Source organism: Buttiauxella sp. B2, from assembly GCF_006376615.1.
Classification (GTDB): domain Bacteria; phylum Pseudomonadota; class Gammaproteobacteria; order Enterobacterales; family Enterobacteriaceae; genus Buttiauxella.
Genome location: NZ_VEXQ01000001.1, coordinates 569,452 through 594,928 on the forward strand (window position 1 = coordinate 569,452; position 25,477 = coordinate 594,928).

Genomic DNA, 25,477 nt, shown 5'->3' on the forward strand with positions numbered 1-25,477 from the left:
GATTACCCCACCTTCGCTGCCGAAAATGAGCTGATTAACGTGCAGCCACAACCACATTTATGTCCATGGAATGCGACCGGGATTTCTCCATCCAGATAATCAGGGTTACCTTCAATGATGGTCGTGGGTCCGTGTCCTTCAACCGGACAGGAAACTTTATCGCCTTTACGGGCAACACCTATGCCACCAAATTTCATATCTTCTGAGCCAGTTAATACAGCACCACCGTGGGTGGTTTTATCGCCTTTACGAATAATATTTAGCATATCCATCTCTGATATTTAATCATATAGCAATTGAGCTAAAGGAACTAACTCTATGCAAGGGTTAGTGATTCTTTGAATTTAATGTTATTCATGGAAGAGTTGATTTTATTATTTGCTGACAACTTAATATTCATGAGAATTTAAAAGAGTTATCTCGTACTGAACTGTCTGACACATCCTCAATGACATTGCTTTTAATTTCCTTTTCGCCAAAAAAATTAGATGCGCAATTTTTTAGGCTTACAGAAACTCCATTTTTTTGATATTTAAAAAAGCAACGGCGTTAGGTTTTTCTTCTGGTACGCACAAAACATAATCATACTCCCCTCGGCTAAAGCCAAAATAAGTTGTGTATGTCCATTGGTCCACCCATCTTTTTAACTTATTTTTTGAGTTAAAATTAACACTAAGTTCTGTAGTACCACCTTTTATTGGATTGTGTTTTTTCTTTCACTAGAACAAATTGTAGCAATATGTGGCACCTTTCCGGACAGATTACATGATGCAACTAATACATCATTGCCATGCCACTCCTTGGTATGAGTATATGAGTCTGATATTATTGACAAAGTAAAGACTGGTTTCTTCATAAAATCATTTTCTCATTTCATGTACTCAACCTGAGCGGCCATCACTTAATCGACTACTTGTCTATTTAAATCATTGGCCGCTTTGTAATACCTTATCCTCATTCGTTATTTATAAATTCTACTGGCAATGCCATAGCATGGGCCTAAATCAATAATCATGGGAGCATATTATTAAAGTAATCGACCTCCGTTTGATACCCCTTTAAAAGGCAGTTATTTGTCGTCGCTATTTCAGCATCTGTTCCTTTAGATTCGAATGTTTCCAGTTGACATTTTTTTTGCGTTGTTACATCCCACGAACTTCGTAACGATGAGATTTGTTCTTTTTTTTCTGGATTATTATCGACTTGATCTTTAACAGCTTTATCTAGTGCCCTAACAACATTTTCAACTATACTTTGAGACTTCATGTTAATTTCAGATAATTGTTTATTCTCATTTCCAGTGAAAGCGGCCATGCTACTGGCTGAATAACAGAGTGTGACGAGGAAAAATATTTTTTTAATTTTCATAAAACTGAAATCTCTGATGTTAATAGTGGTCATGAGCAAACCTCTTAATCCTACAGCAGATTCAACCAATTGAAGACATCCCCCAACTATCTAATAAGGTAAGGGCTTCATTTGTGCAATTCTTTGCTTGTTAATTCTGGATATACATTCGTTAACTAAAGTAGCATTGGCCGGAGTTTTCTGATCAGCAATAAGACCTTCCATTGAGCACCGAGAGTTTCTGTATTTTAACCAACTTCGTTGAGCTGACAACAGCTTCTCTGAATACTGCACAGATGTTCCCTTATCGGTGGAGTAACATTCTAGAACACGCCTCTTTAACTCATTGTATTCTTTGTTTAAAGAGTTCTAAGAGTCACTTCTCATCTTGGCGTAGCAAGAATCAACTTCTGAAGTCATGTTTTTTTCTGCGCAAATATCAGTTGCACACGCCACAGATGAAAAAACACTGCCAATCTGACAACTAACATACGATTATCATTCCCCCACAACTACTCCCATCTTAAATTATTTGCTCTTTGGCGATCATTTTTATAACTGGATATTGTAGAGTTATTTTCAATATATGAAATAAGTTCAGTTCGACTATTATTCATTCTAGCCCTCATTGACCACTCACCATGAAAATTTTGACATATGAAGTCAACTAAAACACCTTGAATTTTAGTTGACCACCCTGAGATAAGGCTCCAGAAACACCCGCTGTTTTGGAGTATATAGATCTACTTTCCTAAATAACTCCAAACATCCCCTGCCGTTTTAAATTTATATTTAATCGATTTTCCATCAACTAATCCGTCCTGCCCTCCTTCAAAAAGACCTGATAGTTTATCATTTTTAACAATTTTGTTTTGATCATAATCATAAGCAAAAACATTATAGTATTTACCAACAGTACTGACTTCATCTAAGTTATAGATCCAGCCAACTATTATGAATAGATTTTGTTTGTACTGACCTTTCCCCCAGAATACCGATTCAATATTTGCAGCGCTGCCATCAAACGAAAAAGAATCGAATGTAATGTTATTTTGTGGAGTGCATCTGTTTGGTGCGAAAGATGCTTGAACATCAGGGTGCTCATCACTATCTGAAAGATAATGAAAAAAAATGGAACTGCCAGAATAGATATGATCAGACTTTAAAACCTGAACAACATGCCCATGACTTGCATTTACAAACGCACTAACTTTATCATTCTCACATTTTTTGGATGAATCTTTTTTTGTTGCAACCGCACCCTCTTTTCTCTTTAGTATGATTTGTTTTGGAACGGACATATTGGCTTCCAAAAAAGGAGAGTAATCATTAACTTCATATACAAGGGTGTCATTTTTAATGGATAAGGTTGCTTTTCCAACGCCACCAAATGTACTTTCAAATGACACCAATCCGACATTGTTTTTTATTACACCATTTATATTCACCTCATTCTCTTCAGTACAATCAATTCTATTTCCATTATTTGTTATAAAACAGTACCTCCCACTAAGTTTGTCCCCGTTTTCGACCAAATAAATTGAAAATGATTGTGATTTACTCTCACTCGACCAATCACCAGAAAAATCTGCCATTGAGTGAAATGCAACAAAAAACAATGCAAACAAAATATTTCTCATAAACTAACCCTCAAGCAATCATCAACTCTATTTAGCCACCCTGTAAGGAATCTAACTTGTGAGTTAGGTTCCCCATTTGTCGTGGTCAATGAACGGTAATAATCCTTTCTGATTTCTGCAATGCGTGTCAATAACAGTCCCTGATCTTCAATTGCATTTATACAATGAACCATGTCATCATCCATTCTATTTGATACATTTAAGCTTTCATTGTGTTCATTGTGGAGCATTTTTCTTATTTGAGTTACAGCACGACCTGAAGTGATTGTCCAATCATAAATCATTAACGCTATTTTTGTGGTTTCAAGCTTACAAAAACCTTTAGGTTCCCAATAGCGATTGTAATATATAATTTCCGCTTGCTCGCTTGTCATATTTTTTAGAGTCGAGGAGGTAGCTTCAATTCCTAGATCTGAAGGCGCGTATGCTCTCCAAGTAGCAATTGTGATCCCCATATTAGTCTCACCACCTCGGTCATTGGGATCGTTAACATACCCTCCTTCATGTTGTAGTATAACTTTCGAAATTTTAGAAAAAAGTTCTCGGCATCTTTCTTTAATTTTTATCGACTCCAAAAACACCACAGGATGCATATGCCACGGCTCCGGCCCCATTCCCGGAACCGATTTCATCCAGGTTACTTTATCGATAAACGCTTCTGTATACGTCTTCCATTGCGGCGCATCCTTCGTCAGTGTATCCAGGTAGGTTTTCCACAACGGGTCGTCTTTGCCGTAATACCACTCGCTACCGTGTTTTGCGATGATCCGGTACAGGCGGTCGCGGTAAGAGACATTGTGTATGGCCTGGAGATATTCTTCTTCTGAATAATGTCCATCCTTGTTGCTGTCTATCTGTTCAAGAAGGCGCTTGTAGTTATACTCGTTCAGCGCATGACTGGTACGGGTCTCCTCCTGAGCGCCTTTATACATCTGCTCCAGAATACCTTTCACCATATTATCCGGGTGCTTTATTCCGTCTATCAGGTCAAAACTCTCCGGCGCTTTATCCAGCGTCACAAAACCCAGTTCACCTAACGCATACTGCGACACTTTCTGAACACTCGCTGCGGCCAGCCAGTCACCCTCAGGTCGCTGATAGAAGGCTGCATCTTTGTTACTGGTCAGTGCATTACCCTGCGCATCAGCACCAGGAGCCGTTGAAAGCGTCAGCGTGCCCGGTGCCTGTGTTTTGCGGCTACCCGCCGTCATGCCCTGGGCACTTTTATCAAACAGTGGTGCATCCGTCGGGTATATCAGATACGTCGGCGCATCTTCTCCCACTTTCCCGGGATTGGTGATGAACTTCGCCATATCGTCCATGCTCAGGCACTCAATATGCACCTGGTAACGCGAGCGTTTGCTGTTTTCATCCGGCAACTGGAAAAAGCCCATGTGCCCGATACAGTCACCGGCATTAATGGTAACGGTGTTTGAGGGCAGGACAACGCCGCCAAATACCGGCTGGCTGCCTGAGGCGCTTGTCGTCAGCGGCGTCAGACTGTCACCGTCAGAGACGACCCAGACGCGGTCACCCTTCTTCAGCTGTCCCACATCGCGACCCAGCGTCACCAGGCTAAACGTATGATGGTCTGCTGGCCGCGACACCTGCTGTGCCGTGTTGTCAGGCTCATAAGACACCGGGAAACCGGCAACCAGCTTACCTTCCGGCTTATTTTGCAGGACATCATCACTGCTCAGATAATACGACCAGTTCGTTCTGGCCTTCGCATGCACAATACCGGATGCCTGTGTGCCGTAAGGCGGTGCGCATGTTGCCCACCAGGACGGAACAGGCACCGAAGACGCGGATGTCAGATAACCCCGGTCAGATACCGTCCAGACTGTCGTTCCGGCAGCCAGCGTGACACCCGCCGCATTTGTCGTGCCGGTAGTGAGGGTCACTTCTGTAAACTGACGGTTGTCGCCGGGACGGGTAATGATGCTGTCACCCAGGGTGACTCGTGTATTCCCCGTCAGCGTTCCGGCCGCATTGCCTCCGTTAAGAGCCTGCACATCAGCTGCACTGGCGTAATAGCGCTGAGAGCTTTTTGTGGTGCGTTCCCGGTCGCTCCCCTGTTGCGTGTAAGCGCTGAACGGAGCGAGATTCATATACAGCGTGTAAAACGTCAGCCCGCTGGTTGCGTCCTCACCCGGTTGTATGACGTGTTTCACCAGGACAAATGAGTTTGAAAAGAACAACTGTTCATCCCGCCACGGGATAGCTGTCGACGGATAATCCTTGCATACCCGGTAAGCCACTATCTCCCCGTCCGCCATACACCGGATGAACTGCTCACCCAGATAAGGCTGACGGCGATATTCCTGCTCGGCATCCGTATTTGCGCTCAGTGCGCACCAGGTAACTGTCGCATCGGTGATATGAATGCCGCCATGCCACATGCCCTGGCTGCCCACCAGATACTGCCCTGAGCTTTCGCCACCCAGCACAGACAGCAGGTCTTCAGCAGATGAAAATGCATGACCGTTTCGGTTCGACGGAACGGGATAACTGAATTTAGGTATTATTGCTGACATACAGTGTCTTCTCTGTTATTCGCAGGCGTTTTTGGCGGAGTTCATGGTTTTCACCGTGATGTCGGTCTTTGGAAAGTCCGGCGTATTCAGCGGCAGGTTGCTGCCCGCACCCGGTACCAGATAGTTTGCGGTCTTCACGATGTAATCCCCGGCCGATCCGTGCTCTATCCCGTTCTGGCTAAGTTTCAGATACGAGCCGCCGCCGTTCAGCGTCAGCGTTTTCGGTGTACTGATAATGATTTCATCGTCGCTGCTGGTGATAGTGACCTGCTGCTCAGCAAAGAGTGCCATGGTGTTGTGCTGCGCCTGAATCTCCACATCCCCCTGGTTGGCGACCAGTTTCGCCCCGTCTTTATGCACAAACAGCCCCAGCGCCTTCCCAACTGTAATAGACAGGTTTTTCATCGCACCCATGTCCAGGTGCTGACCGGCATTGATCATCGTGTTCCGGGTACTGCTCATCTGAAGATGTTCACCAGAAGTCAGCGCCACCCCCTGCGGGGCGCTCGCCAGCAGGACAGCAGACTGAAGATTTTTAATACGCTGCGTCACCAGATCCACCTGAGTGCTGATATCAGACGTTAACGCCTGGGCCGCTTCTGCTGCACTGTTCAGCTGTTGCATCTGGCTGTTGGCCTGGTTTATCTGGTTAACCGCAGGCGTCATTTCCAGCACCGGGCCCTGCGCTTTCGGCTGTTCATCTGCTGTCAGGAACAGTCCTTTCCCAGCACGAACCGCGCCAAACTCATCCGTCCGCAGCTCAAAACCGGCACCGCGCTGTTCCCGCTGGCCATTGACCAGGTGGCCCATGTTCAGCTGGCTCTTGCCGTATTCCGTGGCGAGCTTGATGTGCTCTTCCTGGCGTTTATCCTCCATCCGCAACTTATTATTGGCCGGAGTGCGCCAGATGTTGCGCGAGTGGTTGTCGCTGGTAACGTGGTCCGGATGTTCGGAATCGTGCTGGGCATAGGCGATATACGGGCGGTCCGGGTCCCCGCTGTCAAACACCACAGAAACTTCAGTGCCATCGAGCAGCGGGGCATGGAGTCCGTAGGTATCACCGGCGTAGGGTTTCGCCATGCGCAGCCACAGGTAGGCGTAGCCCTGCTCGGGGCTGTTGCGGTCAACGTCGAGCTTCACGCGATAGCGACCCTGGTCATCCAGCCAGGCGTAGGTGTCCCCTTTCTGGGTGCTTTCCACCCGGGCAGGCAGCGAACCGGATATCAACGGGCGATTCATCAGTGCCGGTCGGAAGCAGACCGTTTCGCTGTAGGGAATACCCTCAAAATCCAGCAGGAAGCTGCCTTTACGTGAACCGCTACTGTGGACCGTTGTGATAACAATGCCGTCTTTCACGGCATCAGGCAGCGTTCCGTCTGTTTCCAGCACCTGTCCGGGAGCCAGTTGCGGGCTCGTGGAACGGCCGCTGACGGTGTATTGCGTATTCAGAATGCGCTCGTGACGTAGACGTGCAAAGTACGCGCCGGTTTCGGTACTGTCGGTATCTCCTTCGCTCAGGAACGGCTCGGCGTAGTGGTAGGTTTCACCGGTGGTGATGCCCTCTTTACCGCTGATACTCTCTGAGCTGTCCTGCGGTGTCAGTGCCTGGCGGTAGTTATAGTCGCGGGTGGCAACACTTGCGCTCACCACATTGTAGGCGGTCTGAATACCCCAGATGCTTTCCTGTCCGCTGTCACTCATCCCGGCCTCATTACGCAACGGCAGGGTGACACCAAACTGGTACTGTTCCTGGGTGTCCTGGAATATCACCACGTCCTGCTCAAGACGGCTGTCCATCTCAAAGCGCCAGAATATCCCGACCTCGGCCAGCAGCCGCTGGACAAATTCCAGGTCGGTTTCCCGCCACTGGGTGATGAGCTCACGCGCCGGGTACTCACGTGACAGGCGGAACTCAAAATCCGGGCCTTCCAGCCCGTGCTTGCGCAGCACCTGCTCCACCACTTCGGTGACGGACTGATTCAGAAATATCTCGCTGTTCTTCGTGTGCGCCAGTAGTGCGATACGCGGGACCAGCGTCAGCGCATAACGGGCTTCGTCTTTTGAGGTGGAAATACGGCGAAAAGACTGCACCACGCCAAAAACGGTGCGCACCGGCACGGCGGGTGCGCCGGTAAACATCGGGGTCTGGAGGGTGAATGAGGCAGGCTTCAACAACAGCGCATCGCAGTTGATATCCTGCGTGGTGCAGGTCAGCTGGACGTTATATTTCCAGGGTTGACTCAGCGACTCTTGCGCGTGAAAGCTCAGCACGTCCAGAAAGTGGTCGCACTCGTGAACGTCGACCCGATAGCGTGACTGGCCCAGCAGTTGCTTCACCAGGTTTGTCGCGCTGTTGATGATGGATAACTCACTCATGGATATTCACCTCTGTTTGTTCATCGCATTGCTCATCAAACGCCAGCACAATGCCATCCTCGTCATCCCAGCTCAGCAGAAGGGTCGACGGCTTTTGTTGTGCGGCCATACGACGGAGTAACTGCTGGCTGAGGACCGGCAGGATTTGCTGGTTCAACAGACTGTCGACGTTGCGGGCACCGGTATCCGGTAACAGGCAGGCGGACGTCAGTGCTTCATACAGGCTGTCACCGACCGTGGTCCTGATGCCGTAGTGACGCATCAGCCGCTGGCTGACCGCCGAAAGTTTCATGCCGACGATGGTGCGCATCGCCTCCTGCGCCAGTGGGCGATAAATCACCGTCTGGAAGCGGGCCAGTAAGGCAGGCTGGAAATGGTCACGCAGTATCGGGCGCAGCAGCTCGTGCAAATCGCCTTCTGTCGCCTCAGGCTGTTCATCAATCAGCTGCATCAGCGGGTCGCTGCCGAGATTCGACGTCATCAGGATCACGGTGTTGCGAAAATCAATTTCACGCCCTTCCCCGTCACGCATAAAGCCCCGGTCAAAGACCTGGTAGAACAGGTTCATCACGTCACGGTGGGCCTTTTCCACTTCGTCGAGCAGGACCACGCTGTACGGGCGCTTGCGCACTGCTTCGGTGAGAATCCCGCCCTGGCCGTAGCCGACGTAGCCCGGGGGTGAACCCTTCAGCTGGGAAACGGTATGCGGCTCCTGGTATTCAGACAGGTTGATGGTGATGAGCGCCTTCTCACCGCCATACAGCACATCCGCCAGCGCCAGCGCGGTTTCGGTTTTACCCACACCGCTCGGACCGACCAGCAGGAAGACTCCCTGCGGACCATTTTCCGGCGTCAGGCCGGTTTTTGATGCCCGTAAACGTTGGGCAATGGCATTCAGTGCCGGAGGCTGGCCGACCACGCGTTTTTCCAGCTGGTCTTCCAGCGTCAGCAGGTCGGTTTGCTCATCTTTCATCAGCGACGAGAGCGGTACGCCCGTCCAGTCGGCAATCACCGTTGCGACGGTGCGCACATCCACATCCAGTCCCAGCAGCGGGCTGTTATTCTGTGCCTGCGCCAGTTCGTCCTGAATGGCGGCCAGCTCTTCCTGGCGGCTGATGTCGCTGCGGCAGTCTTTCAGTTTTTCCGTCAGCTGCTTTTCAGTCTCAAACTGCGCCTGAAGCGTGGTCTGCTGGTCATTAAGCTCGAGGGTCAGACGCTCAATCTCCGGCAGGCGGGTCGCATCCACCCGGTTGCCCAGGCTGATGTCTTCCAGCAGCTCCTGCTGCTCCATCGCAAGCGACGTTAATTCAGCCTGCAAACGGGTCAGCTGTTCCGGGAGGGTGTCCAGGCTCATGCGCACCCGGGCCGCTGCGGTGTCCAGCAAATCCACGGCTTTGTCCGGCAACTGACGGCCGGTCAGGTAGCGACGGGAAAGCGTGACGGCTGCACGAACGGCGTCGCCGGTGATATGTACGCCGTGGTGTTCGGCATAACGGGATTTCAGGCCCCGGAGCATCAGGCAGGCGGTATCGTCATCCGGCTCGTCCACCTTCACCATCTGGAAACGACGCTCAAGTGCGGCATCTTTTTCAAAATACTGTTTGTATTCACTCCAGGTGGTGGCCGCAATCGTGCGCAGTTCGCCACGCGCCAGCGCCGGTTTGAGCAGGTTCGCCGCATCCGCTCCTCCCGCCTGATTGCCCGCCCCGATAATGGTGTGTGCTTCGTCGATAAACAGCAGCACCGGCACCGGGGATTGTTGTACCGCTTCAATAATATTTTTCAGGCGTTGTTCAAACTCACCTTTCACGCCTGCACCGGCCTGGAGCAGACCCAAATCGAGCGTTCGGACCACCACCGGTTGCAGGCTTTCCGGCACATTGCCGTGCGCAATACGCAGCGCCAGCCCTTCGACCAGTGCTGTTTTGCCGACACCCGGCTCACCGACCAGGATCGGGTTGTTTTTACGACGCCTGGAGAGAATGTCGACCATCTGGCGAATTTCATTGTCGCGGCCAAACACCGGGTCAATCTTGTTTTCGCGGGCGCGGGCCGTCACATCGACCGTGAAACGGTTCAGAATGGCTTCATTTTCTGAAGGCTGCTGAGAGTCATGTTGTTGACCAGCAGCACCGGAGGTTTTATTCGTATCGGCTGCGCGACCCATAAAGGTGACATTGCCGATGGGCTCATGGATTTGATTGTCCGGGCGCTCATCGGACTGTGCATCCAGCAGCGGACGCAGTCTTTCCAGCTGGCTGGTCGTCAGGGTCAACAGCGGCCACAGTCCGTCACAGCTGACCAGGGCTGGGGTTTCCACCATGGCAATGAGCAGATGATGGCTGCGGATCTGCTCGTCGCCAGACAACGACGCAGCCAGCCAGGCCTGTTTAAGCAGTGACTGAAGTGACGCTGAGAGTTCCGGCCGACTGCGGACCGAACGGGGTTGCCCGTCGAGCCAGCTGATCAATGCCTGCCATATCGCATCCATATCCCACTCATACCGACGGGCCAGTACGGTCAAATCTCCTTCCCCCTGCTCCAGCAACTTTAACAGCCAGTGCTCAGGGGTGATTTCGGCATGGGCCCGTGTCTGGCACAGCGAAGCCGCGCCTTCAAGGGCTCTCGCACAGTATTGATTTAAGCGGCGTAGCAGTACGGCAGACTGACTTTCCATATTTCTTCTCTCTTTACGGATGTATTCAGGTTCAGGACACGCTACCGCCCATCGCTGTCAACCGAAGCGCATGAGGTCAGAGGGGCAGAGTCACTTTTGTAGTCATCCACTTTGGACGGAAGAAAATACGGGCGATGCTTTGCCCGTTGGGTTGTTACCCTAAATAATTCGTGTTGCAGGCAGGCGGCAAGTGAACGAATCCCTGGGAGCATAGATAACTATGTGACCGGGGTGAGCGAACGTAGCCAACGCATCTGCAGCGCGAAATATGACGAGTAACTTACGCGGTAGTACGTTCGTTCCAGGAATCGGAATGAATGATGTTGCCGTCTTTATAGGTCCAGGTGATTTTTTCGTAGCGCAGTTCAATGCGCTCGAGGTGATTGTGCTTCTCTTTTGACGGGTCTTTGATGTCGTACATTTCCGGGTTCACTTTCACCAGCTTCACGTTCTCAAGCTTGGTATTGAAATACTCAACCTCCTGGCCTGCATCGTTGATTTTGTACCATTTGAACTCGGCAGATTTCAGGGTCTGACCTGTAGAAACTGCCTTGTAAAGATACGGGCTGGCTGAGTCGATTTCTTTGGTAAACAGAAACGGGGTGTGAATACGGGTGCCCGTCAGCTTGCCGGTGTTGTTGTCGGTCGGGATATACAGGTTGTGTTCCTGAGCCACAACTTCGATGCTGCCTTCGCGGTCTTTAACGTCAACAGAACCTTTGATATCCGCACCACCATCGTCTTTCAGCCACAGATAAACTGGGATTGCCATGTTTTACTTCTCCATTTCTTGAGTTGATACGCCACTGAGTTCCGATGACGCAGTTTTTATGTCTGGCAGACGACAGGCATCTGCCTGCGGTACCAGACTGATTTCGACACGACGGTTATGCGCACGTCCATCCGGCGTATCGTTTGAAGCAATCGGGCGACTGTCTCCGTATCCCTGTACCGCAAAACAACTTTCTGGCACATCGCCGGTGTCCCGCATCCAGTCACGTACCGAACCGGCACGTTGCAGGGAAAGCGTCTGATTAAGCAGGGCGCTGCCGGTGTTATCGGTGTGACCGCTGACGACAATCAGCCAGCCTGGTTTAGCCTTGATGCCCACCAGCGCGTTGACCAGTACTTTGGTCGAACCGTCTTTCAGTGCCGCTTTACCGGAATCAAACAGCGACATGCTGTCGAGACGCACAATTTTCGGTACCGGCACAGGTTTGGGTGGCGGCTCAGGCACATACGTGTCGACAGCCTGTTGCAACACCAGCCACAGCCGCTGTCCGGGGTAATAACCCAGACTCAACTTGAGGGGTTCCCCCTGCCGCTGCCAGCGCTCCAGCAACAATGCATCCTGTTTCAGGTCCGCTAGAGAATGCGCTTTGGGGGCGTAATGGGTCATCGGAATGGCGGCCCAGCGCTGTAAATCAGCCGATACTTGCCGGATAAGCGCTGCGTTATTCAAAGCAGAGAAGCCCAGCGCGGCCAGCGCACACAGCCACAGTAAAAGCAACACACAACGGGTACGCTGCCCGCCCTGAACGGGCGAGGCAAAGGGTGACAATAACGGCAGCACCGCATCAGGGAAACGTGGGTTCATCTCCTGACGCTCAGATGCCGGAGGCAATTGCAGGCACGTGCGCCGGTACAGCCAGTGTGACCAGACGGAGGCGTCTTCTCCGGATGCCGCACCGGTTCTTAATGCCACAGCAAACGGATGAACAGGCGGGTTTAATCGGTCAGCTTTCTCCAGTTCATCGAGCAGCGTGGCGCGAATGAAGGCGTAAGCCTGGCTGAGTAGCGGGAGTGTTAACAGGTTCTCTCCCGTCTGCTGCCAGTCCACAAAGGCCACAGGTGCCTCGTCGGCAGGAGAAACGACGGGCTTGTCTCCACGCACTACCACCCAGGGGGTGACGGGGCCGGAGAGTTTACAACTCAGCACCACCGGCAGGGTAAACCCGGTCAGCGTACTGGTCTGTCGGATCTGCTGACGCAACACCTTAAGTGATTCGCGTAAAACTGCTTCATCCCGGTGCTGGTCAGGCAGACAGATGTACATCACCGACAGCTGACCTGTCTGGCGGGGTTGTTGTGCCAGGATCTGGCGGACAACCTCCGGGAGTCGGGCTACATCCCCTACCCGGAGCCAGCAGCCCTGGGCTGTTTTGCGCAGTGTCTGATCCTGAAATAACGCGTCCAGACCATCCCCGCAGACCAGCACTATCGGCCCCTGCGTGTCAGGTGGAGGTAACTCAGCGAAGGACTGTGCCCCCTTTTCAGCGCCGGAATCCTGGCGTCGGCAGCTTTTCCATGTCAGCCAGGCGGCCAGTGCCACCACCAGAACAGTGACCATCCCTTTGAGTACAGGCCCCACAGGGATGAAATACCACAGCAACCACAACAGCGCGGCGGCACTGACCAGAACGTGCAGAATAATGGACCCGATAACGGAATTGCGCATTAGCGTGGCAACTCCGGTATGTGCGTTGACAACAGTGCCTGAAGCCAGAGATGCCCACCCCACCAGACAGCGCCGGTGATAACAGCCGCCAGCACAACCCAGAACCACACGGAACGCGCCAGGCTGTAGCGATGCTTACCGGTACGATGAACCACCAGAGACAGGCCAGCATCCGGTGGAGAAACACGTTCAGACAACGCTTTGACCACCTCATCACGTTGAGACTGGCTAACCGTTTTGACGCTGTATAACCCCTGAAAACCCAGCGCAATAACCCGGTGGTAGCAGATCAGTACGGCATCAACCGGCGCAGGCTGACGCAGGACTTCAGCAATACGGTCCCACAATGCTTCCCCGGCATGCAGGGAGCCAAAGTAACGGGCCTGAAGCGGGGCTTTACGCCAGGCAATCTGCCCTTCGTCTGTTTCCCTCTTCTCACCCGAGTTCCCCGACGCGACCTCGCCTGCCACTGCAACCTGGGGCTTGCGATTCATGACTGCTTCATCGAGCAGGGCACACTGGGCATAAGAGATATGCGCAATACTGGAATCGTCATATCCGGCCCGCGCTAGCGCCTCACGCACACTTTCAATCTGTTGACAGCAGGTGTCGTACAGCGCCGTTCCATCGGGCGTCGTGGCACCTTGTTTCAGCATCGTGACGGTCAGCCAGGTGTCCGTCATCAGTTGGTCGATATCGATATCTTTCATGATCGCAGCACCGCAAACAGTTCAAGTTCAAGCGCACCGAGCAATTCAGGGACATAGAACATACACACCCCCTGGTCCTGCATTTCCCGGGCCGCCGTGCTTTCCATGTCCAGTGCGAAGTACTGGTTTTCCATGCGCACTGGTAATGCAGCCGGGACCCGACTGACCGCGATCAGTGGGATCCCTTTAAGGGCTGCACCGTAGATTTCTTTCACATCATCAGGTGAACCCGCCTGGCAAAGCGCCGGAAATTTATCGGCAATCTGCCACGCCGGAATGTCTGAACGCACCGAGAGATACAGGTCGGCTTCTTCACGCAAACGGATATCGTGCAGAGAGGCTTTCCAGGTTTGTCCGTCTGGACGCGACATTTCCAGCGCAATCACCCGCGACGGCAGGCTGGCTTCCAGCAAACCGGTGATCAGCTCAAACAAGGGTGGAAAGGTGTTTGCAGGCTCTGCATGGTCATAGCCGGGGATGGCATCCAGGTCACTGTCCAGCGCAAAGGTCAGCATGCTGCCGGCAAGACGGGCGAGTTCTGCCCACACCTGTTCAGGATGTCGGGCCGGGAAACGTTCATATTCGGTTAACACGCGGGCATGAGAGTTCAGCGCATTCAGTAACCAGAACAGCGACACATCCGCCACCGCAAAATCAGCAAGACGTTCGTTACTCTCACGGCGCATGGACATCAGACGCAGGCGGCGGGAGCGCAACTGGCGGTTCAGCAACACCAGACGTTCGCGCAGTGTAGGGCTTGCAGAAAAGAGCGCTACAGGAGGGATGAACGCCGGATCATGACGCCATCCCCCCTGCCCGTCGCGGATAAGACGGGCCACCGGGCAGGTGGTCCAGGCCTCGTTACTTTCATGCGCAAAGCGGACGGCAAAGTTGAATCGGGCAACGGCCATGTCTTCTTCTTCCGCCCCAAAAGCATCCTGAACCGTGACCCACTCTTCCCGGTAGCGTAACGGTCGGGAAGACACTGTGGTGCCCTGCTGAACGTTGACCACACCGGGCTGCATCAGTGGCAGCGCGATGACCACCGTGATCATATCCAGACCCGCAAGGTGAGCGGGGTCAAGTTCACGAGGCTCTGGCGACAATTCGCTGCTTTGGGTATCAATCAGGGAGCCGTCTGAAAGCCAGAGTCGCAGATTTGAGACCTGAATCAGCCCGGAAGACAACAGGTTTTCATCAAACTCAACCTTCTCCACGCCCCACGGGAAGGGGGATGCCAGTGCCGAGAGACCGGCACTTCGAAAAGATTCCCATTCTGACTGCTGCTGGAACTGCTGAGGAGACAGAAGCGCCCCCTCGTTCCACAGTGGACGATAAATTTTCATCGTTTTCTGTTTATGCCTTAGCTTTCGGCATTTGCGAAACCAGCGACAGATTCACATCCATCCCTTCGACCTGGAAATGGGGTACCGCATAGAGTTTGACGCGGAAGAAGCCCGGGTTGTCCTCGATGTCTTCGACGGTCACTTTAGCATCGCGCAGTGGATGAGAAGCTTGCAGGTCATCGCCCGGATCGGTCATCTCGGTGACAAGGCCACGCACCCAGGTGTTCAGCTCCAGCTCCAGCAGACGACGGTCTTTGGTGGTGCCGATGTTTTCACGCTGGATAAGCTTCAGGTAGTGGGCAATACGTGATAGCAGGAAGATGTACGGCAGACGGGCATTGATGCGGCTGTTGGCCGTCGCATCTGTGGTGTCATACAGCGCCGGTTTCTGGGCTGAGTTCGCCGAGAAGAAGCAGGAGTAATCGCGGTTTTTGTAGTAGGACAACGGGATAAAGCCCAGATTGGCGAACTCAAACTCGCGGGTTTCCGGGATCATCACCTCACTCGGAATTTTCACCTGGTTGCCGGTACCGAGGTCATACAGGTGGATAGGCAGGTCTTTAACAGCACCACCCGCCTGTGGGCCACGGATTTGCACACACCAGCCATTGTTAATAAAGCTTTTCACCATGTTGGCGGCAAACGCGAATGAGGCGTTGGTCCAGAGGTACTTATCGTGATCCGGACCTTTGACTTCTTCCACGTAGTTGAAACTGCGTACCGGTACAGTGTCCGGGCCATACGGCAGGCGTCCCAGCACTCGTGGCATGGTCAGACCGATATAGCGGGAATCATCAGTATCGCGGAAGCTCTTCCATTTGATGTATTCTGCACGGTCAAAGTAGTTGCCGATATCTTTGATGGCCGCCACATCTTCCATCGATTCTTTATGGAAAAATTTTGGGCCAACAGAACCGATAAACGGCATATGTGCAGAAGCCGACACTTTGGAGATATTACGCAGCAGCGCGACGTCCTGCGGAGAGGCGTCAAACTCATAGCTGGAAATCACCGCGCCAATCGGCTCGCCGCCCGGAGTGTCATATTCTGCAATATACGTGTGGGCATACAAACCGCTCTGGATAATTTCCGGGCTGTCCTCAAAGTCCTGGCGCAGATCTTCTTTTGACACATCCAGGATTTCAATTTTCACATTCTGGCGGAAGTCGGTCAGGTCAACGGTATGTTTCAGCCCACGCCATAAAGATTCCATTTTTTGAAATTCAGGGTGGTGCATGACTTCATCCAGCTGGCGGCTAATCTGTCGGTCCAGCTCGGCGATATGCATATCGAGCAGCGATTTATCCAGCTTCTCGACCTTCTGGTTTGAATTGCCAATCACCTGCATAAACACCTTTATCGCGGCAGTGACACGCTCATCAGTCGACGTATCGGCCATGATGGCGTCGTTCTGGTATTCCGAAAGCTCGCCCAGTGAACTCACCGGGGTCAGGTTGATTTTTTCAAACAGCGAGGCGTAGACCCCACTAGCGGAACTTTCCCGGACGAGAGTTTCGCCGGTGGAAGCAGTCGAATTTTGTACAGACATCAGCATTCTCTCTGTGAATCCATTAAAAGACACGCTCTGCCCTTATTCAGGGGCAAGGGCACTTAATTCATCGCGCAATTCCTGAGTCAGGTCTGGGTCTTTGAGGATTTTTTCCAGCTCTTTTCGGAAGGTCACGTTATCCAGAAGATTGGACTTGAGGTCGCGAAGTAAATTTCGCATGGAGAGCATGGCGCGGAGCTGGGGGATTTGACGGGCGACGTGTTCAGGTTCGAAATCTTTAATATCTGAGAAGCTCAGGTTAACACTCTCTTCAGAACCGTCGCCCGCTATGGTGTTTTTTACAGCCAGGGAGACTTCAGGATTCAGTTCGGAAATGACGCTATTAAAATTATTTTTATTAATGTTTATCTTATTTCTTTCTGACAGCGGGCGGGATTCTTTGCCATTACTGAAATCCCCTACTGCCAACAACTTTAAGGGCAGCTCCACTTTCTTCTGAGCTGATCCGACATGCAGATCAAGTTTAATGTTTACACGGGCCCGAGGTACTTCGGACTGGAAGGTTGAGTCAGCCATAAAATTCCCTTTGATTGAACAATCGTGATGACTTCCACGAGGTTTCTTTACAAAGCGATAATAGAGCAAATAACTACCATAGATCAACTTAACAGATCAAAAGTCCAAAACAGAAAAATTCCTAAGAATATTCTGCTGCCTGTTACATTTAAGTTTGTCGCAAAGGCAACATTTTAACGCTGCGTTGACTGTCTTTTACATAAATGAAGGGGGATTCTGCTGTTGGTAAAGAAAATGTTGGTTTTATGTTTTAGATATGATCTTTTATTGATGTAGATCAATGAAAATAAAGAAATCATCAATAAAACCAGTGGTGGCGGGGTTGTTAACAACATTGAACCTAAATACTAATTTGGACACTGAAATATTATTTACACAAAAAAATATGGATATATCATTATTTCAACGGGTAAAAACTAAAAAAAAATCATAACAATTGTGCAGTCAGTCCTGTCATTTTGGTTTTGAAGAGATACCTGAGATATCTCTTGCTCTAATTACATCAGAGAGTTGCGATCTGTATCTTAGGTGATTATGTCTGAGTGGCTTAGCTGGTAGTTTCAATTTAAGGTTATGAGTTCAGTGCGGGTGTTTTTCAGCAGTTGTGTCATTTTGAAAATGGTTATCCCACCAGTATCGTTTGGCTGCGTGACACAAGCGTTGAGTATTACCATATAGCCTTCACTTCCAGGGTGTACTGCATCCCTTTGTAACGGACAACTAATAACCGGACACTGATTTAAGCACCTTGCTGTAGTCGGCGTTCATACTTATCTGGCGATATGTTTACTGGCCGATAATGCCCGGGACGTTTAGCAACCAGTAGCAGTGATTTTATTATCTGGCGAACGCGGTATCTGCCTGCGCTGAAGTCCTGTTCCCTTAACACCATACACATGCGCCGACTGCCGTATGTGGCATCTATTTCAGCATGAATATGCTTAGCCGCCGTTGTTCCGGTGTTATAGCACTGGCTATTGGCGGATCCCCCCCACGATATTGCCGTAGCTAACGCTGTAAGGTTGAACGTCCAATATTTATTGTTTCAGCAGCTTGGGTCACCGGATTATTATGCTGATTAACCAGATTGAAACATTCCTGTTTGAGCTTATGGGTAAACGTTTTCTTCGCATTCTCACCTCGTTAGTATTGCTCATTATATCTCTAACAAAGTGCCCGGAATAATTAGACAATTACACGAGAGTAGGTTTGCAATGCGGGAAGTTATGCCTTCATATCCCATGAGATCTAAATGGAGAAAACTTAGTTTGAACCAGAAATTATCGTCGCTTGTCTCTTACATGCCCCACACAAAAGCAATTTGATAATAACCTCTATAAATATCAAATAGCTTAAATCACTACACCTGCATGTTCATCACTTCCTGATACGCTGACACCAGCTTGTTTCGCACCTGGATACCCATCTGCAAAGAAACCGAAGATTTTTGCAGATCGACCATCACATCATTGAGCGCAACACCTGGCTTGCCGATAGCAAAATTTTCAGCCTGAGTTCGAGCTGCAGTTTGTGTTTCGCTGATACGCCCAAGTGCGGCCTGCAACTCACCGGCAAAGCTAACTTTAGGCTCGTTATTTTGAACCGAATTTCCCGCCGACAACGCGGTTGCCTGCAACTGCTGAAGTACACCTTCGATACCCTGAATTGCCATTTCCCTGCCCCAGTGAATTTTAACGCGGCAAGATTACCACCTTGTCAATAGGATAAAGGCGGTAAATAGCGTCAATAAATAGAGTTAATTCAGCCATCAAAAATTTTGAGAAAGAAAATAATGACGTTGCCATCTATGTGGAACTTTTGTTGTGGTTGTCGACCCGGGAGCTCGTTTTGTTCACTCTTTCTATTAAATATGTTGTCTATGCCACGCAGCGAGGTGCTCAATGACCGCTGCGGCCCAGGCACAAACGCCACAAAACAAAACCCAGGAGTGGCTGAGCCGCATTCGTGCAAATCCTAAAATCCCGCTGATGATCGCCGGTGCTGCGGCTATCGCCATTATTGTCGCACTGGTGCTGTGGGCCAAAACGCCTGATTACAAAGTGCTTTACAGCAATCTGGCCGATCAAGACGGTGGTGCCATCGTCACGCAGTTAACCCAAATGAATGTGCCGTATCGATTCTCGGATAACGGCAGCGCGATTGAAGTGCCCGCAGATAAAGTCTATGACCTGCGTCTGCGCCTCGCTCAGCAAGGGCTACCGAAAGGTGGTGCGGTGGGCTTTGAGCTGCTGGACCAGGAAAAATTCGGTATCAGCCAGTTTAGTGAGCAAATAAATTACCAGCGTGCATTGGAAGGTGAACTCGCACGTACCATCGAAACGCTCGGTCCGGTAAAAACTGCGCGTGTGCATCTCGCGATGCCAAAACCTTCTTTATTTGTCCGCGAACAAAAATCCCCTTCTGCTTCCGTTACGCTTAGCCTTGAACCTGGTCGCGCATTAGATGAAGGCCAAATCAGTGCTGTAGTCCATATGGTTTCCAGTGCTGTTGCCGGGTTACCACCGGGCAACGTGACGTTAGTCGATCAAGGTGGGCATCTCCTCACGCAGTCCAATACTGCAGGTCGTGACCTTAACGATGCGCAACTCAAGTACGCAATGGATGTCGAAAACCGCTTCCAGCGCCGAATTGAATCTATCCTTGCGCCAATCGTCGGCAGCGGTAATGTCCACGCGCAGGTGACTGCTCAGATTGATTTCGCGAATAAAGAAAAAACAGAAGAGCAGTATCGCCCGAACAGCGATCCTTCCCAGTCGGCCGTGCGTTCACGCCAGTTAAACCAAAGTGAGCAAGTGAATGGACGTAACCCAGGCGGCGTGCCGGGTGCGCTATCAAACCAACCAGCCCCGGCTAATAGCGCACCGATTTCGACACCGCCACAAAATAACCAGGCTAACGCGCCACAACAAAATCAAGCTGCTTCAACGTCAGGCCAGACAGGTTCGAGCAATACCCAGCGCGACGAAACCACCAACTACGAAGTCGACCGCACCATTCTTCATACCAAGCTCAACGTTGGCGATGTTCAACGCCTGTCCGTCGCGGTCGTCGTGAACTACCGCCAAACCGATGGCAAACCGTTGCCGTTGACCACCGATCAGATGAAGCAAATTGAAAATCTGACGCGCGAAGCCATGGGCTATTCCGACAAACGCGGCGATACGCTCAACGTAGTGAATTCGCCATTTAGCGCCACCGAAGAAACCAGCAACGAGTTGCCATTCTGGAAGCAACAAGCCTTCTTCGAAATGCTGATGTCGGCAGGCCGTTGGTTGGTGGTGTTGATTGTTGCCTGGCTACTGTGGCGCAAAGTGGTTCGCCCGCTGGTGCAACGTAAAGAAGTGGTGCAACAAGCCGAAATTGAGGCACAACGCCAACGCGTGGAAGAGGAAGACGCGGTTTCTGTACGCCTGACCAAAGACGAACAGCAACAGCAGCGCAAAATGAACCAGCGCCTCAGTGCTGAAGTGATGAGCCAACGTATTCGCGAGATGTCTGATAACGATCCGCGCGTGGTTGCGCTGGTTATACGCCAATGGATGAGTAACGAACTATGAGTATTAGCGGAACAGAGAAAAGCGCAATTCTGTTGATGACCATTGGTGAAGACCGTGCCGCTGAGGTGTTTAAGCATCTCAGCCCGCGTGAAGTCCAGCATCTCAGTGCGGCAATGGCCAGCATTCGCCAGATTTCCAACAAACAGCTGACGGAAGTGTTGGCCGAGTTCGAGCAAGAAGCCGAGCAATACGCCGCGTTGTCGATTAACGCCAACGATTACCTGCGTTCAGTGCTTATCAAAGCGCTGGGCGAAGAGCGTGCATCGAGCCTGTTGGAAGATATTCTGGAAACCCGTGAAACCACGTCGGGCATGGAAACACTCAACTTTATGGAACCGCAAAGTGCCGCCGACCTTATCCGCGACGAGCACCCACAAATCATCGCCACCATTTTGGTTCACCTCAAACGTGGCCAGGCGGCCGATATTCTGGCTCTGTTCGACGAACGTTTGCGCCACGATGTGATGTTGCGTATCGCCACCTTCGGCGGCGTTCAGCCTGCAGCGCTGGCCGAATTGACCGAAGTACTCAACAACCTGCTTGATGGTCAGAACCTCAAACGCAGCAAGATGGGCGGTGTGAGAACGGCGGCGGAAATCATCAACCTGATGAAAACTCAGCAGGAAGAAGCGGTTATCTCCGCAGTACGCGACTTCGACGGCGAGCTGGCACAAAAAATCATCGACGAGATGTTCCTGTTCGAAAATCTGGTCGAAGTCGACGACCGCAGCATCCAGCGCCTGTTGCAGGAAGTGGAATCCGAATCGTTGCTTATCGCCCTCAAAGGTGCCGAACAGCCGCTACGCGAGAAGTTCCTGCGCAACATGTCGCAACGTGCAGCAGATATCCTGCGCGACGACCTCTCCAATCGTGGCCCAGTACGCCTGTCACAGGTGGAGAACGAACAGAAAGCGATTTTGCTTATCGTCCGTCGCCTGGCAGAAACCGGCGAGATGGTAATTGGCACCAGCGAGGATACTTATGTCTAACTCGCTGCCGTGGAAAGTCTGGACGCCAGACTCTCTGGATCCGCCCTCGCAGGCCTTCGAACCGCTGTTCCAGTCAGATTTTGATGCAGAGGAGGCTGAGCATCCGCAAGAAAGTGAGCCGGATTTGCAGCAACAGCTAGCCCAAATGCAGATTCAGGCGCATGAACAGGGCCATCAGTTAGGTTACGCGGCGGGCCACTTGTCCGGAACAGAAGAAGGCCGTAAAACGGGTTTTCAGCAAGGTTTAGAACAAGGACTTACTGAAGCTAAACAGCAACAAGCCCCAGTGCATGCGCGTATGCAACAATTGGTCAGCGAATTCCAGTACACGCTCGATGCACTCGATAGCGTTATTGCTTCTCGCTTGATGCAAATGGCACTGGAAGCGGCTCGCCAGGTGATTGGCGAAACCAAAGGCATTGATAACAAAGCCTTGATTACTCAGATTCAAGCGCTTTTGCAACAGGAACCGCTGTTCAGTGGCAAGCCACAATTGCGTGTACACCCGGATGATTTACAGCGCGTCGAAGAGATGTTGGGTGCAACACTTAGTCTGCATGGTTGGCGGCTGCGTGGTGATCCGAGTCTGCACCAGGGCGGCTGTAAAGTTTCCGCTGATGAAGGTGATCTCGACGCCAGTGTGGCAACCCGCTGGCAAGAACTCTGCCGCCTCGCAGCCCCTGGAGTATTGTAATGACCGCCCGTCTGACGCGCTGGCTCAACACGCTGGACAGTTTCGAAGCGCGTATGTCGCAACTGCCGACGGTGCGCCGCTATGGTCGCCTGACTCGTGCAACCGGTCTGGTGCTGGAAGCTACCGGCCTGCAACTACCCTTGGGCGCAACCTGTATTATCGAGCAACACTCCCGCGACATTGAGTGCGAAGTCGTTGGTTTTAATGGTCAAAGACTGTTTCTGATGCCGCTTGAAGAAGTGGAAGGCATTTTGCCCGGAGCACGCGTTTACGCCCGTGCGAGCAGCGAAAGCGGCTTACACAGTGGGAAACAATTGCCGCTCGGCCCGGCGTTGCTTGGCCGTGTACTTGACGGGAGCGGACGTCCGCTCGACAGCCTGCCTGCGCCTGAAACCACCACACTTGGTGCGTTGGGTGCAGCACCTTTCAACCCTTTGCAACGTACCCCAATCGAACATGTTCTGGATGTCGGCGTGCGGCCAATCAATGCGCTGCTCACCGTCGGTCGCGGGCAACGTATGGGCCTGTTTGCCGGTTCTGGCGTGGGTAAAAGTGTGCTGCTCGGCATGATGGCGCGTTATACCCAGGCTGATGTGATTGTGGTGGGATTAATCGGCGAGCGTGGGCGTGAAGTAAAAGACTTTATCGAGAATATTCTTGGCCCTGAAGGCCGCGCCCGTTCAGTGGTCATCGCCGCACCTGCGGATGTTTCACCGTTGCTGCGTATGCAGGGTGCTGCCTACGCGACGCGTATTGCCGAAGATTTCCGTGACCGCGGTCAGCATGTGTTACTGATTATGGACTCCCTCACCCGTTACGCGATGGCACAGCGTGAAATCGCGCTGGCGATTGGTGAACCTCCGGCAACCAAAGGCTATCCACCTTCCGTGTTTGCCAAACTTCCGGCGTTGGTCGAGCGTGCAGGTAACGGTATTTCTGGCGGTGGTTCGATTACTGCGTTTTATACCGTTCTGACCGAAGGGGACGATCAACAAGATCCGATTGCCGACTCGGCACGCGCCATTCTTGACGGTCATATCGTGCTGTCGCGCCGCCTGGCGGAAGCCGGCCACTACCCTGCTATCGATATTGAAGCATCGATAAGCCGCGCAATGACGTCACTGATTACCGACCAGCATTACGCACGCGTACGTCATTTCAAACAACTGCTATCCAGTTTCCAGCGCAACCGAGACTTAGTTAACGTCGGTGCGTATGCCAAAGGCAGCGACCCGCAACTCGACAAAGCCATTGTGCTGTGGCCGCAACTGGAAGCTTTTTTACAACAAGGGATTTTTGAACGCAGCGGCTGGGAAGAAGCTTGTCAGTCTCTGGAGATTATTTTCCCGACGGTTTGATAAGGGGACATCATGAACCAAAGCACAGCACTGGATACCCTGCATGACCTTGCCCAGAAAGAAGTCGAGGATGCGGCAGTACGCTTAGGGGAAATGCGCCGTGGCTTTCAGCAGGCAGAAGAACAACTCAACATGCTGATTAACTATCAGTATGAGTACAGCTCCAGTCTCAATGACAGCATGAGCCAGGGCATTGCCAGTAACCGTTGGCAGAATTATCAGCAGTTTATACAAACACTTGAGAAAGCCATCGACCAGCACCGCCTACAGTTAACGCAGTGGACTGGCAAAGTGAACCAGGCGCTCAATATGTGGCAAGAGAAGCAAAAACGATTACAGGCCTGGCGCACGTTACAGGAACGGAAAGCCGTACAAGTGTTACTGGCTGAAAACCGGCTTGATCAAAAACAGATGGATGAATATGCCCAGCGGGCAACACTGAGGAAAGTAGAATGATTACGCAGCCCCTGATGATAACTACTCCTGATGTCGCAAGCAGTTCATCTGGTTCAGGTAGTTCAATAACCGCTGATAAAGGTTTTAGCGAAGACTTCCTGAGCCTGCTCGGCAAAGCGCTACCGGGTAAGCTTACGCTGGCGGATGGTAAAACCATGTCACTCGAAGCGGCGCTCAACAAAACTACTGCGGCAGGCACAGCCACGAATGATGAAAAAGCCACGCTCGCGTCACTGCTGGATAACCTTGATACGCCAGAAACCTTGTCTGCGCTGTTATCCAACATGAAGAAAACCAGCACCGACGAGAAAGTGTCGCAAATTGAAGCTCAGCATGAGCAAGACCATACTCTGAGCAATGCCGATATGCAGGCATTAAGCGCGTTGTTTGCCATGTTGCCGCAGCAAACACCGGCCACCAATGCACTCAATATTCAGTCTGATGGTGATAAAGGTGTTTCCGTTGATCTGAAATCACTGCTTTCAAGTAGCGGTATTAAAAATACGCTCACAGATGACGCACGTGATAACACAACTGCGTTAGATAAAACAGCGGCGCTCGCTGCCAAAAGCGCACTGCCTAACAACGGCGAGCCTCTCGCAGACGTCAAAACATTTACCGTAAGTAATACGGAAAACAACGGCAACCGTGATGCCGCAGCAAACAACACCAGCACCGCATCCCCACTTCTGACGCCAACTGTTAGTAGCGCGACTGTTGCTACACCAGCAACAACGCAGATTGCGGTACCTGTCGCACCACAAATCAGTGCGCAGCTTGGGAGCCAGGAATGGCAACAGGCTGTCAGCCAGCACATTACTCTATTCACCCGCCAGGGCCAGCAAAGTGCTGAATTACGTCTGCATCCTGAAGATCTGGGCCAGATTCAAATCAGCATGAAGATTGACGATAACCAGGCACAATTGCAGATGGTTTCGGCTCACAGCCACGTTCGTGCTGCTCTGGAAGCTGCGTTGCCAACCTTGCGTACTGCACTGGCAGAAAGCGGTATTCAACTTGGTCAAAGCAGCATCAGCAGCGAAAGTTTTGCACAACAACAGCAACAGCAATCCGGCCAACAGCAGGCGCAGACACAGCGTTCAGCTGGCAGTTTCCCATCAATGGGAGACGGTGAAGCGCTGGTCGTTCCTGCCAGCGTGCAGCGTTTAGCGTCGGGTAATAACGCGGTGGATATTTTTGCCTGAGATGCGTTCCCTAAGTTAAA

Annotated in this window: 20 protein-coding genes and 1 pseudogene; 6 read left to right on the forward strand and 15 right to left on the reverse strand. The window is 51.5% G+C overall.

From position 1 onward, the window contains the following. Positions 1-2: 2 nt before the first annotated feature. The 15 genes and pseudogenes from FH968_RS02910 to fliE form a co-directional block, all read right to left on the reverse strand. Positions 3-266 carry a PAAR domain-containing protein gene (locus tag FH968_RS02910; RefSeq protein ID WP_139877084.1) on the reverse strand — a complete coding sequence of 88 codons (264 nt, stop codon included), beginning with the start codon at positions 264-266 and terminating at the stop codon, positions 3-5. Positions 267-1,011: 745 nt separating this feature from the next. Beyond that, the gene (locus FH968_RS02915) at positions 1,012-1,401 is read right to left on the reverse strand and encodes a hypothetical protein (RefSeq protein WP_223271269.1); all 390 of its coding nucleotides are present in this window, start codon (positions 1,399-1,401) and stop codon (positions 1,012-1,014) included. A 57-nt stretch (positions 1,402-1,458) separates the two neighbouring features. Continuing rightward, positions 1,459-1,701 (reverse strand): annotated as a pseudogene (locus FH968_RS24135) (lysozyme inhibitor LprI family protein); the annotation flags it as partial. 389 nt (positions 1,702-2,090) lie between these two features. Beyond that, the gene (locus FH968_RS23800) at positions 2,091-2,987 is read right to left on the reverse strand and encodes a hypothetical protein (RefSeq protein ID WP_223271270.1); all 897 of its coding nucleotides are present in this window, start codon (positions 2,985-2,987) and stop codon (positions 2,091-2,093) included. Next, positions 2,984-5,524, reverse strand: a complete 2,541-nt coding sequence (locus FH968_RS02930; RefSeq protein WP_139877087.1) for a glycoside hydrolase family 108 protein — start codon at positions 5,522-5,524, stop codon at positions 2,984-2,986. The genes FH968_RS23800 and FH968_RS02930 overlap by 4 nt, the downstream gene beginning before the upstream one ends. Before the next feature lie 15 nt (positions 5,525-5,539). Beyond that, positions 5,540-7,900, reverse strand: a complete 2,361-nt coding sequence (locus FH968_RS02935; protein WP_139877089.1) for a type VI secretion system Vgr family protein — start codon at positions 7,898-7,900, stop codon at positions 5,540-5,542. Next, positions 7,893-10,577 (reverse strand): type VI secretion system ATPase TssH, encoded by a 2,685-nt coding sequence (gene tssH / locus FH968_RS02940; RefSeq protein ID WP_139877092.1) that lies wholly within the window; start codon positions 10,575-10,577, stop codon positions 7,893-7,895. The genes FH968_RS02935 and tssH overlap by 8 nt, the downstream gene beginning before the upstream one ends. A gap of 280 nt (positions 10,578-10,857) precedes the next feature. Then, positions 10,858-11,349, reverse strand: coding sequence for an Hcp family type VI secretion system effector (locus FH968_RS02945; RefSeq protein ID WP_139877095.1), 492 nt, complete (start codon positions 11,347-11,349; stop codon positions 10,858-10,860). Between the two features lie 3 nt (positions 11,350-11,352). After that, positions 11,353-13,035: an OmpA family protein gene (locus tag FH968_RS02950; RefSeq protein WP_139877097.1), complete on the reverse strand. Its 1,683-nt coding sequence runs from the start codon at positions 13,033-13,035 to the stop codon at positions 11,353-11,355. Next, positions 13,035-13,748 (reverse strand): type VI secretion system protein TssL, short form, encoded by a 714-nt coding sequence (gene tssL / locus FH968_RS02955; protein WP_139877100.1) that lies wholly within the window; start codon positions 13,746-13,748, stop codon positions 13,035-13,037. The genes FH968_RS02950 and tssL overlap by 1 nt, the downstream gene beginning before the upstream one ends. After that, positions 13,742-15,091: a type VI secretion system baseplate subunit TssK gene (gene tssK / locus FH968_RS02960; protein ID WP_139877102.1), complete on the reverse strand. Its 1,350-nt coding sequence runs from the start codon at positions 15,089-15,091 to the stop codon at positions 13,742-13,744. The genes tssL and tssK overlap by 7 nt, the downstream gene beginning before the upstream one ends. Positions 15,092-15,101: 10 nt before the next feature. Then, positions 15,102-16,646, reverse strand: a complete 1,545-nt coding sequence (tssC, locus tag FH968_RS02965; protein WP_139877104.1) for a type VI secretion system contractile sheath large subunit — start codon at positions 16,644-16,646, stop codon at positions 15,102-15,104. 36 nt (positions 16,647-16,682) lie between these two features. Then, positions 16,683-17,177, reverse strand: a complete 495-nt coding sequence (gene tssB / locus FH968_RS02970; RefSeq protein ID WP_139877106.1) for a type VI secretion system contractile sheath small subunit — start codon at positions 17,175-17,177, stop codon at positions 16,683-16,685. A 739-nt stretch (positions 17,178-17,916) separates the two neighbouring features. Further along, a complete protein-coding gene (locus FH968_RS24140) occupies positions 17,917-18,177 on the reverse strand; it encodes an IS3 family transposase (protein WP_139877275.1) in 261 nt (86 codons plus the stop codon). Positions 18,178-18,537: 360 nt separating this feature from the next. Beyond that, a complete protein-coding gene (gene fliE, locus FH968_RS02980) occupies positions 18,538-18,849 on the reverse strand; it encodes a flagellar hook-basal body complex protein FliE (RefSeq protein ID WP_139877109.1) in 312 nt (103 codons plus the stop codon). A gap of 229 nt (positions 18,850-19,078) precedes the next feature. Here fliE and fliF point away from each other — a divergent pair, with 229 nt between their 5' ends. From fliF to FH968_RS03010, 6 genes are read left to right on the forward strand one after another with little or no spacing between them, the layout of a single operon-like run. Further along, positions 19,079-20,755 carry a flagellar basal-body MS-ring/collar protein FliF gene (fliF, locus tag FH968_RS02985; RefSeq protein WP_139877113.1) on the forward strand — a complete coding sequence of 559 codons (1,677 nt, stop codon included), beginning with the start codon at positions 19,079-19,081 and terminating at the stop codon, positions 20,753-20,755. Next, a complete protein-coding gene (gene fliG / locus FH968_RS02990; protein ID WP_115628001.1) occupies positions 20,752-21,744 on the forward strand; it encodes a flagellar motor switch protein FliG in 993 nt (330 codons plus the stop codon). Before fliF ends, fliG begins: the two co-directional genes overlap by 4 nt. Further along, on the forward strand, positions 21,737-22,438 hold the full coding sequence (gene fliH, locus FH968_RS02995) for a flagellar assembly protein FliH (RefSeq protein WP_139877116.1): 702 nt from the start codon (positions 21,737-21,739) through the stop codon (positions 22,436-22,438). Before fliG ends, fliH begins: the two co-directional genes overlap by 8 nt. After that, positions 22,438-23,796 (forward strand): flagellar protein export ATPase FliI, encoded by a 1,359-nt coding sequence (gene fliI, locus FH968_RS03000; RefSeq protein ID WP_139877118.1) that lies wholly within the window; start codon positions 22,438-22,440, stop codon positions 23,794-23,796. Before fliH ends, fliI begins: the two co-directional genes overlap by 1 nt. Positions 23,797-23,808: 12 nt before the next feature. Then, positions 23,809-24,252: a flagellar export protein FliJ gene (gene fliJ, locus FH968_RS03005; RefSeq protein WP_139877120.1), complete on the forward strand. Its 444-nt coding sequence runs from the start codon at positions 23,809-23,811 to the stop codon at positions 24,250-24,252. Then, positions 24,249-25,457: a flagellar hook-length control protein FliK gene (locus FH968_RS03010; RefSeq protein WP_139877123.1), complete on the forward strand. Its 1,209-nt coding sequence runs from the start codon at positions 24,249-24,251 to the stop codon at positions 25,455-25,457. Before fliJ ends, FH968_RS03010 begins: the two co-directional genes overlap by 4 nt. The last annotated feature ends 20 nt before the right edge of the window (positions 25,458-25,477 follow it).

Excerpts from the sequence above, each read along its gene's own strand:
- tssB (WP_139877106.1), bottom strand. The coding sequence starts at position 17,177 with ATGGCTGACTCAACCTTCCAGTCCGAAGTACCTCGGGCCCGTGTAAAC.
- FH968_RS02950 (WP_139877097.1), bottom strand. The coding sequence starts at position 13,035 with ATGCGCAATTCCGTTATCGGGTCCATTATTCTGCACGTTCTGGTCAGT.
- fliF (WP_139877113.1), top strand. The coding sequence starts at position 19,079 with ATGACCGCTGCGGCCCAGGCACAAACGCCACAAAACAAAACCCAGGAG.
- FH968_RS02935 (WP_139877089.1), bottom strand. The coding sequence starts at position 7,900 with ATGAGTGAGTTATCCATCATCAACAGCGCGACAAACCTGGTGAAGCAA.
- tssH (WP_139877092.1), bottom strand. The coding sequence starts at position 10,577 with ATGGAAAGTCAGTCTGCCGTACTGCTACGCCGCTTAAATCAATACTGT.
- FH968_RS02910 (WP_139877084.1), bottom strand. The coding sequence starts at position 266 with ATGCTAAATATTATTCGTAAAGGCGATAAAACCACCCACGGTGGTGCT.
- tssC (WP_139877104.1), bottom strand. The coding sequence starts at position 16,646 with ATGCTGATGTCTGTACAAAATTCGACTGCTTCCACCGGCGAAACTCTC.
- FH968_RS03010 (WP_139877123.1), top strand. The coding sequence starts at position 24,249 with ATGATTACGCAGCCCCTGATGATAACTACTCCTGATGTCGCAAGCAGT.
- FH968_RS02915 (WP_223271269.1), bottom strand. The coding sequence starts at position 1,401 with ATGACCACTATTAACATCAGAGATTTCAGTTTTATGAAAATTAAAAAA.
- FH968_RS02945 (WP_139877095.1), bottom strand. The coding sequence starts at position 11,349 with ATGGCAATCCCAGTTTATCTGTGGCTGAAAGACGATGGTGGTGCGGAT.
- FH968_RS23800 (WP_223271270.1), bottom strand. The coding sequence starts at position 2,987 with ATGAGAAATATTTTGTTTGCATTGTTTTTTGTTGCATTTCACTCAATG.
- fliH (WP_139877116.1), top strand. The coding sequence starts at position 21,737 with ATGTCTAACTCGCTGCCGTGGAAAGTCTGGACGCCAGACTCTCTGGAT.
- fliI (WP_139877118.1), top strand. The coding sequence starts at position 22,438 with ATGACCGCCCGTCTGACGCGCTGGCTCAACACGCTGGACAGTTTCGAA.
- fliE (WP_139877109.1), bottom strand. The coding sequence starts at position 18,849 with ATGGCAATTCAGGGTATCGAAGGTGTACTTCAGCAGTTGCAGGCAACC.
- fliG (WP_115628001.1), top strand. The coding sequence starts at position 20,752 with ATGAGTATTAGCGGAACAGAGAAAAGCGCAATTCTGTTGATGACCATT.
- FH968_RS02930 (WP_139877087.1), bottom strand. The coding sequence starts at position 5,524 with ATGTCAGCAATAATACCTAAATTCAGTTATCCCGTTCCGTCGAACCGA.
- fliJ (WP_139877120.1), top strand. The coding sequence starts at position 23,809 with ATGAACCAAAGCACAGCACTGGATACCCTGCATGACCTTGCCCAGAAA.
- tssK (WP_139877102.1), bottom strand. The coding sequence starts at position 15,091 with ATGAAAATTTATCGTCCACTGTGGAACGAGGGGGCGCTTCTGTCTCCT.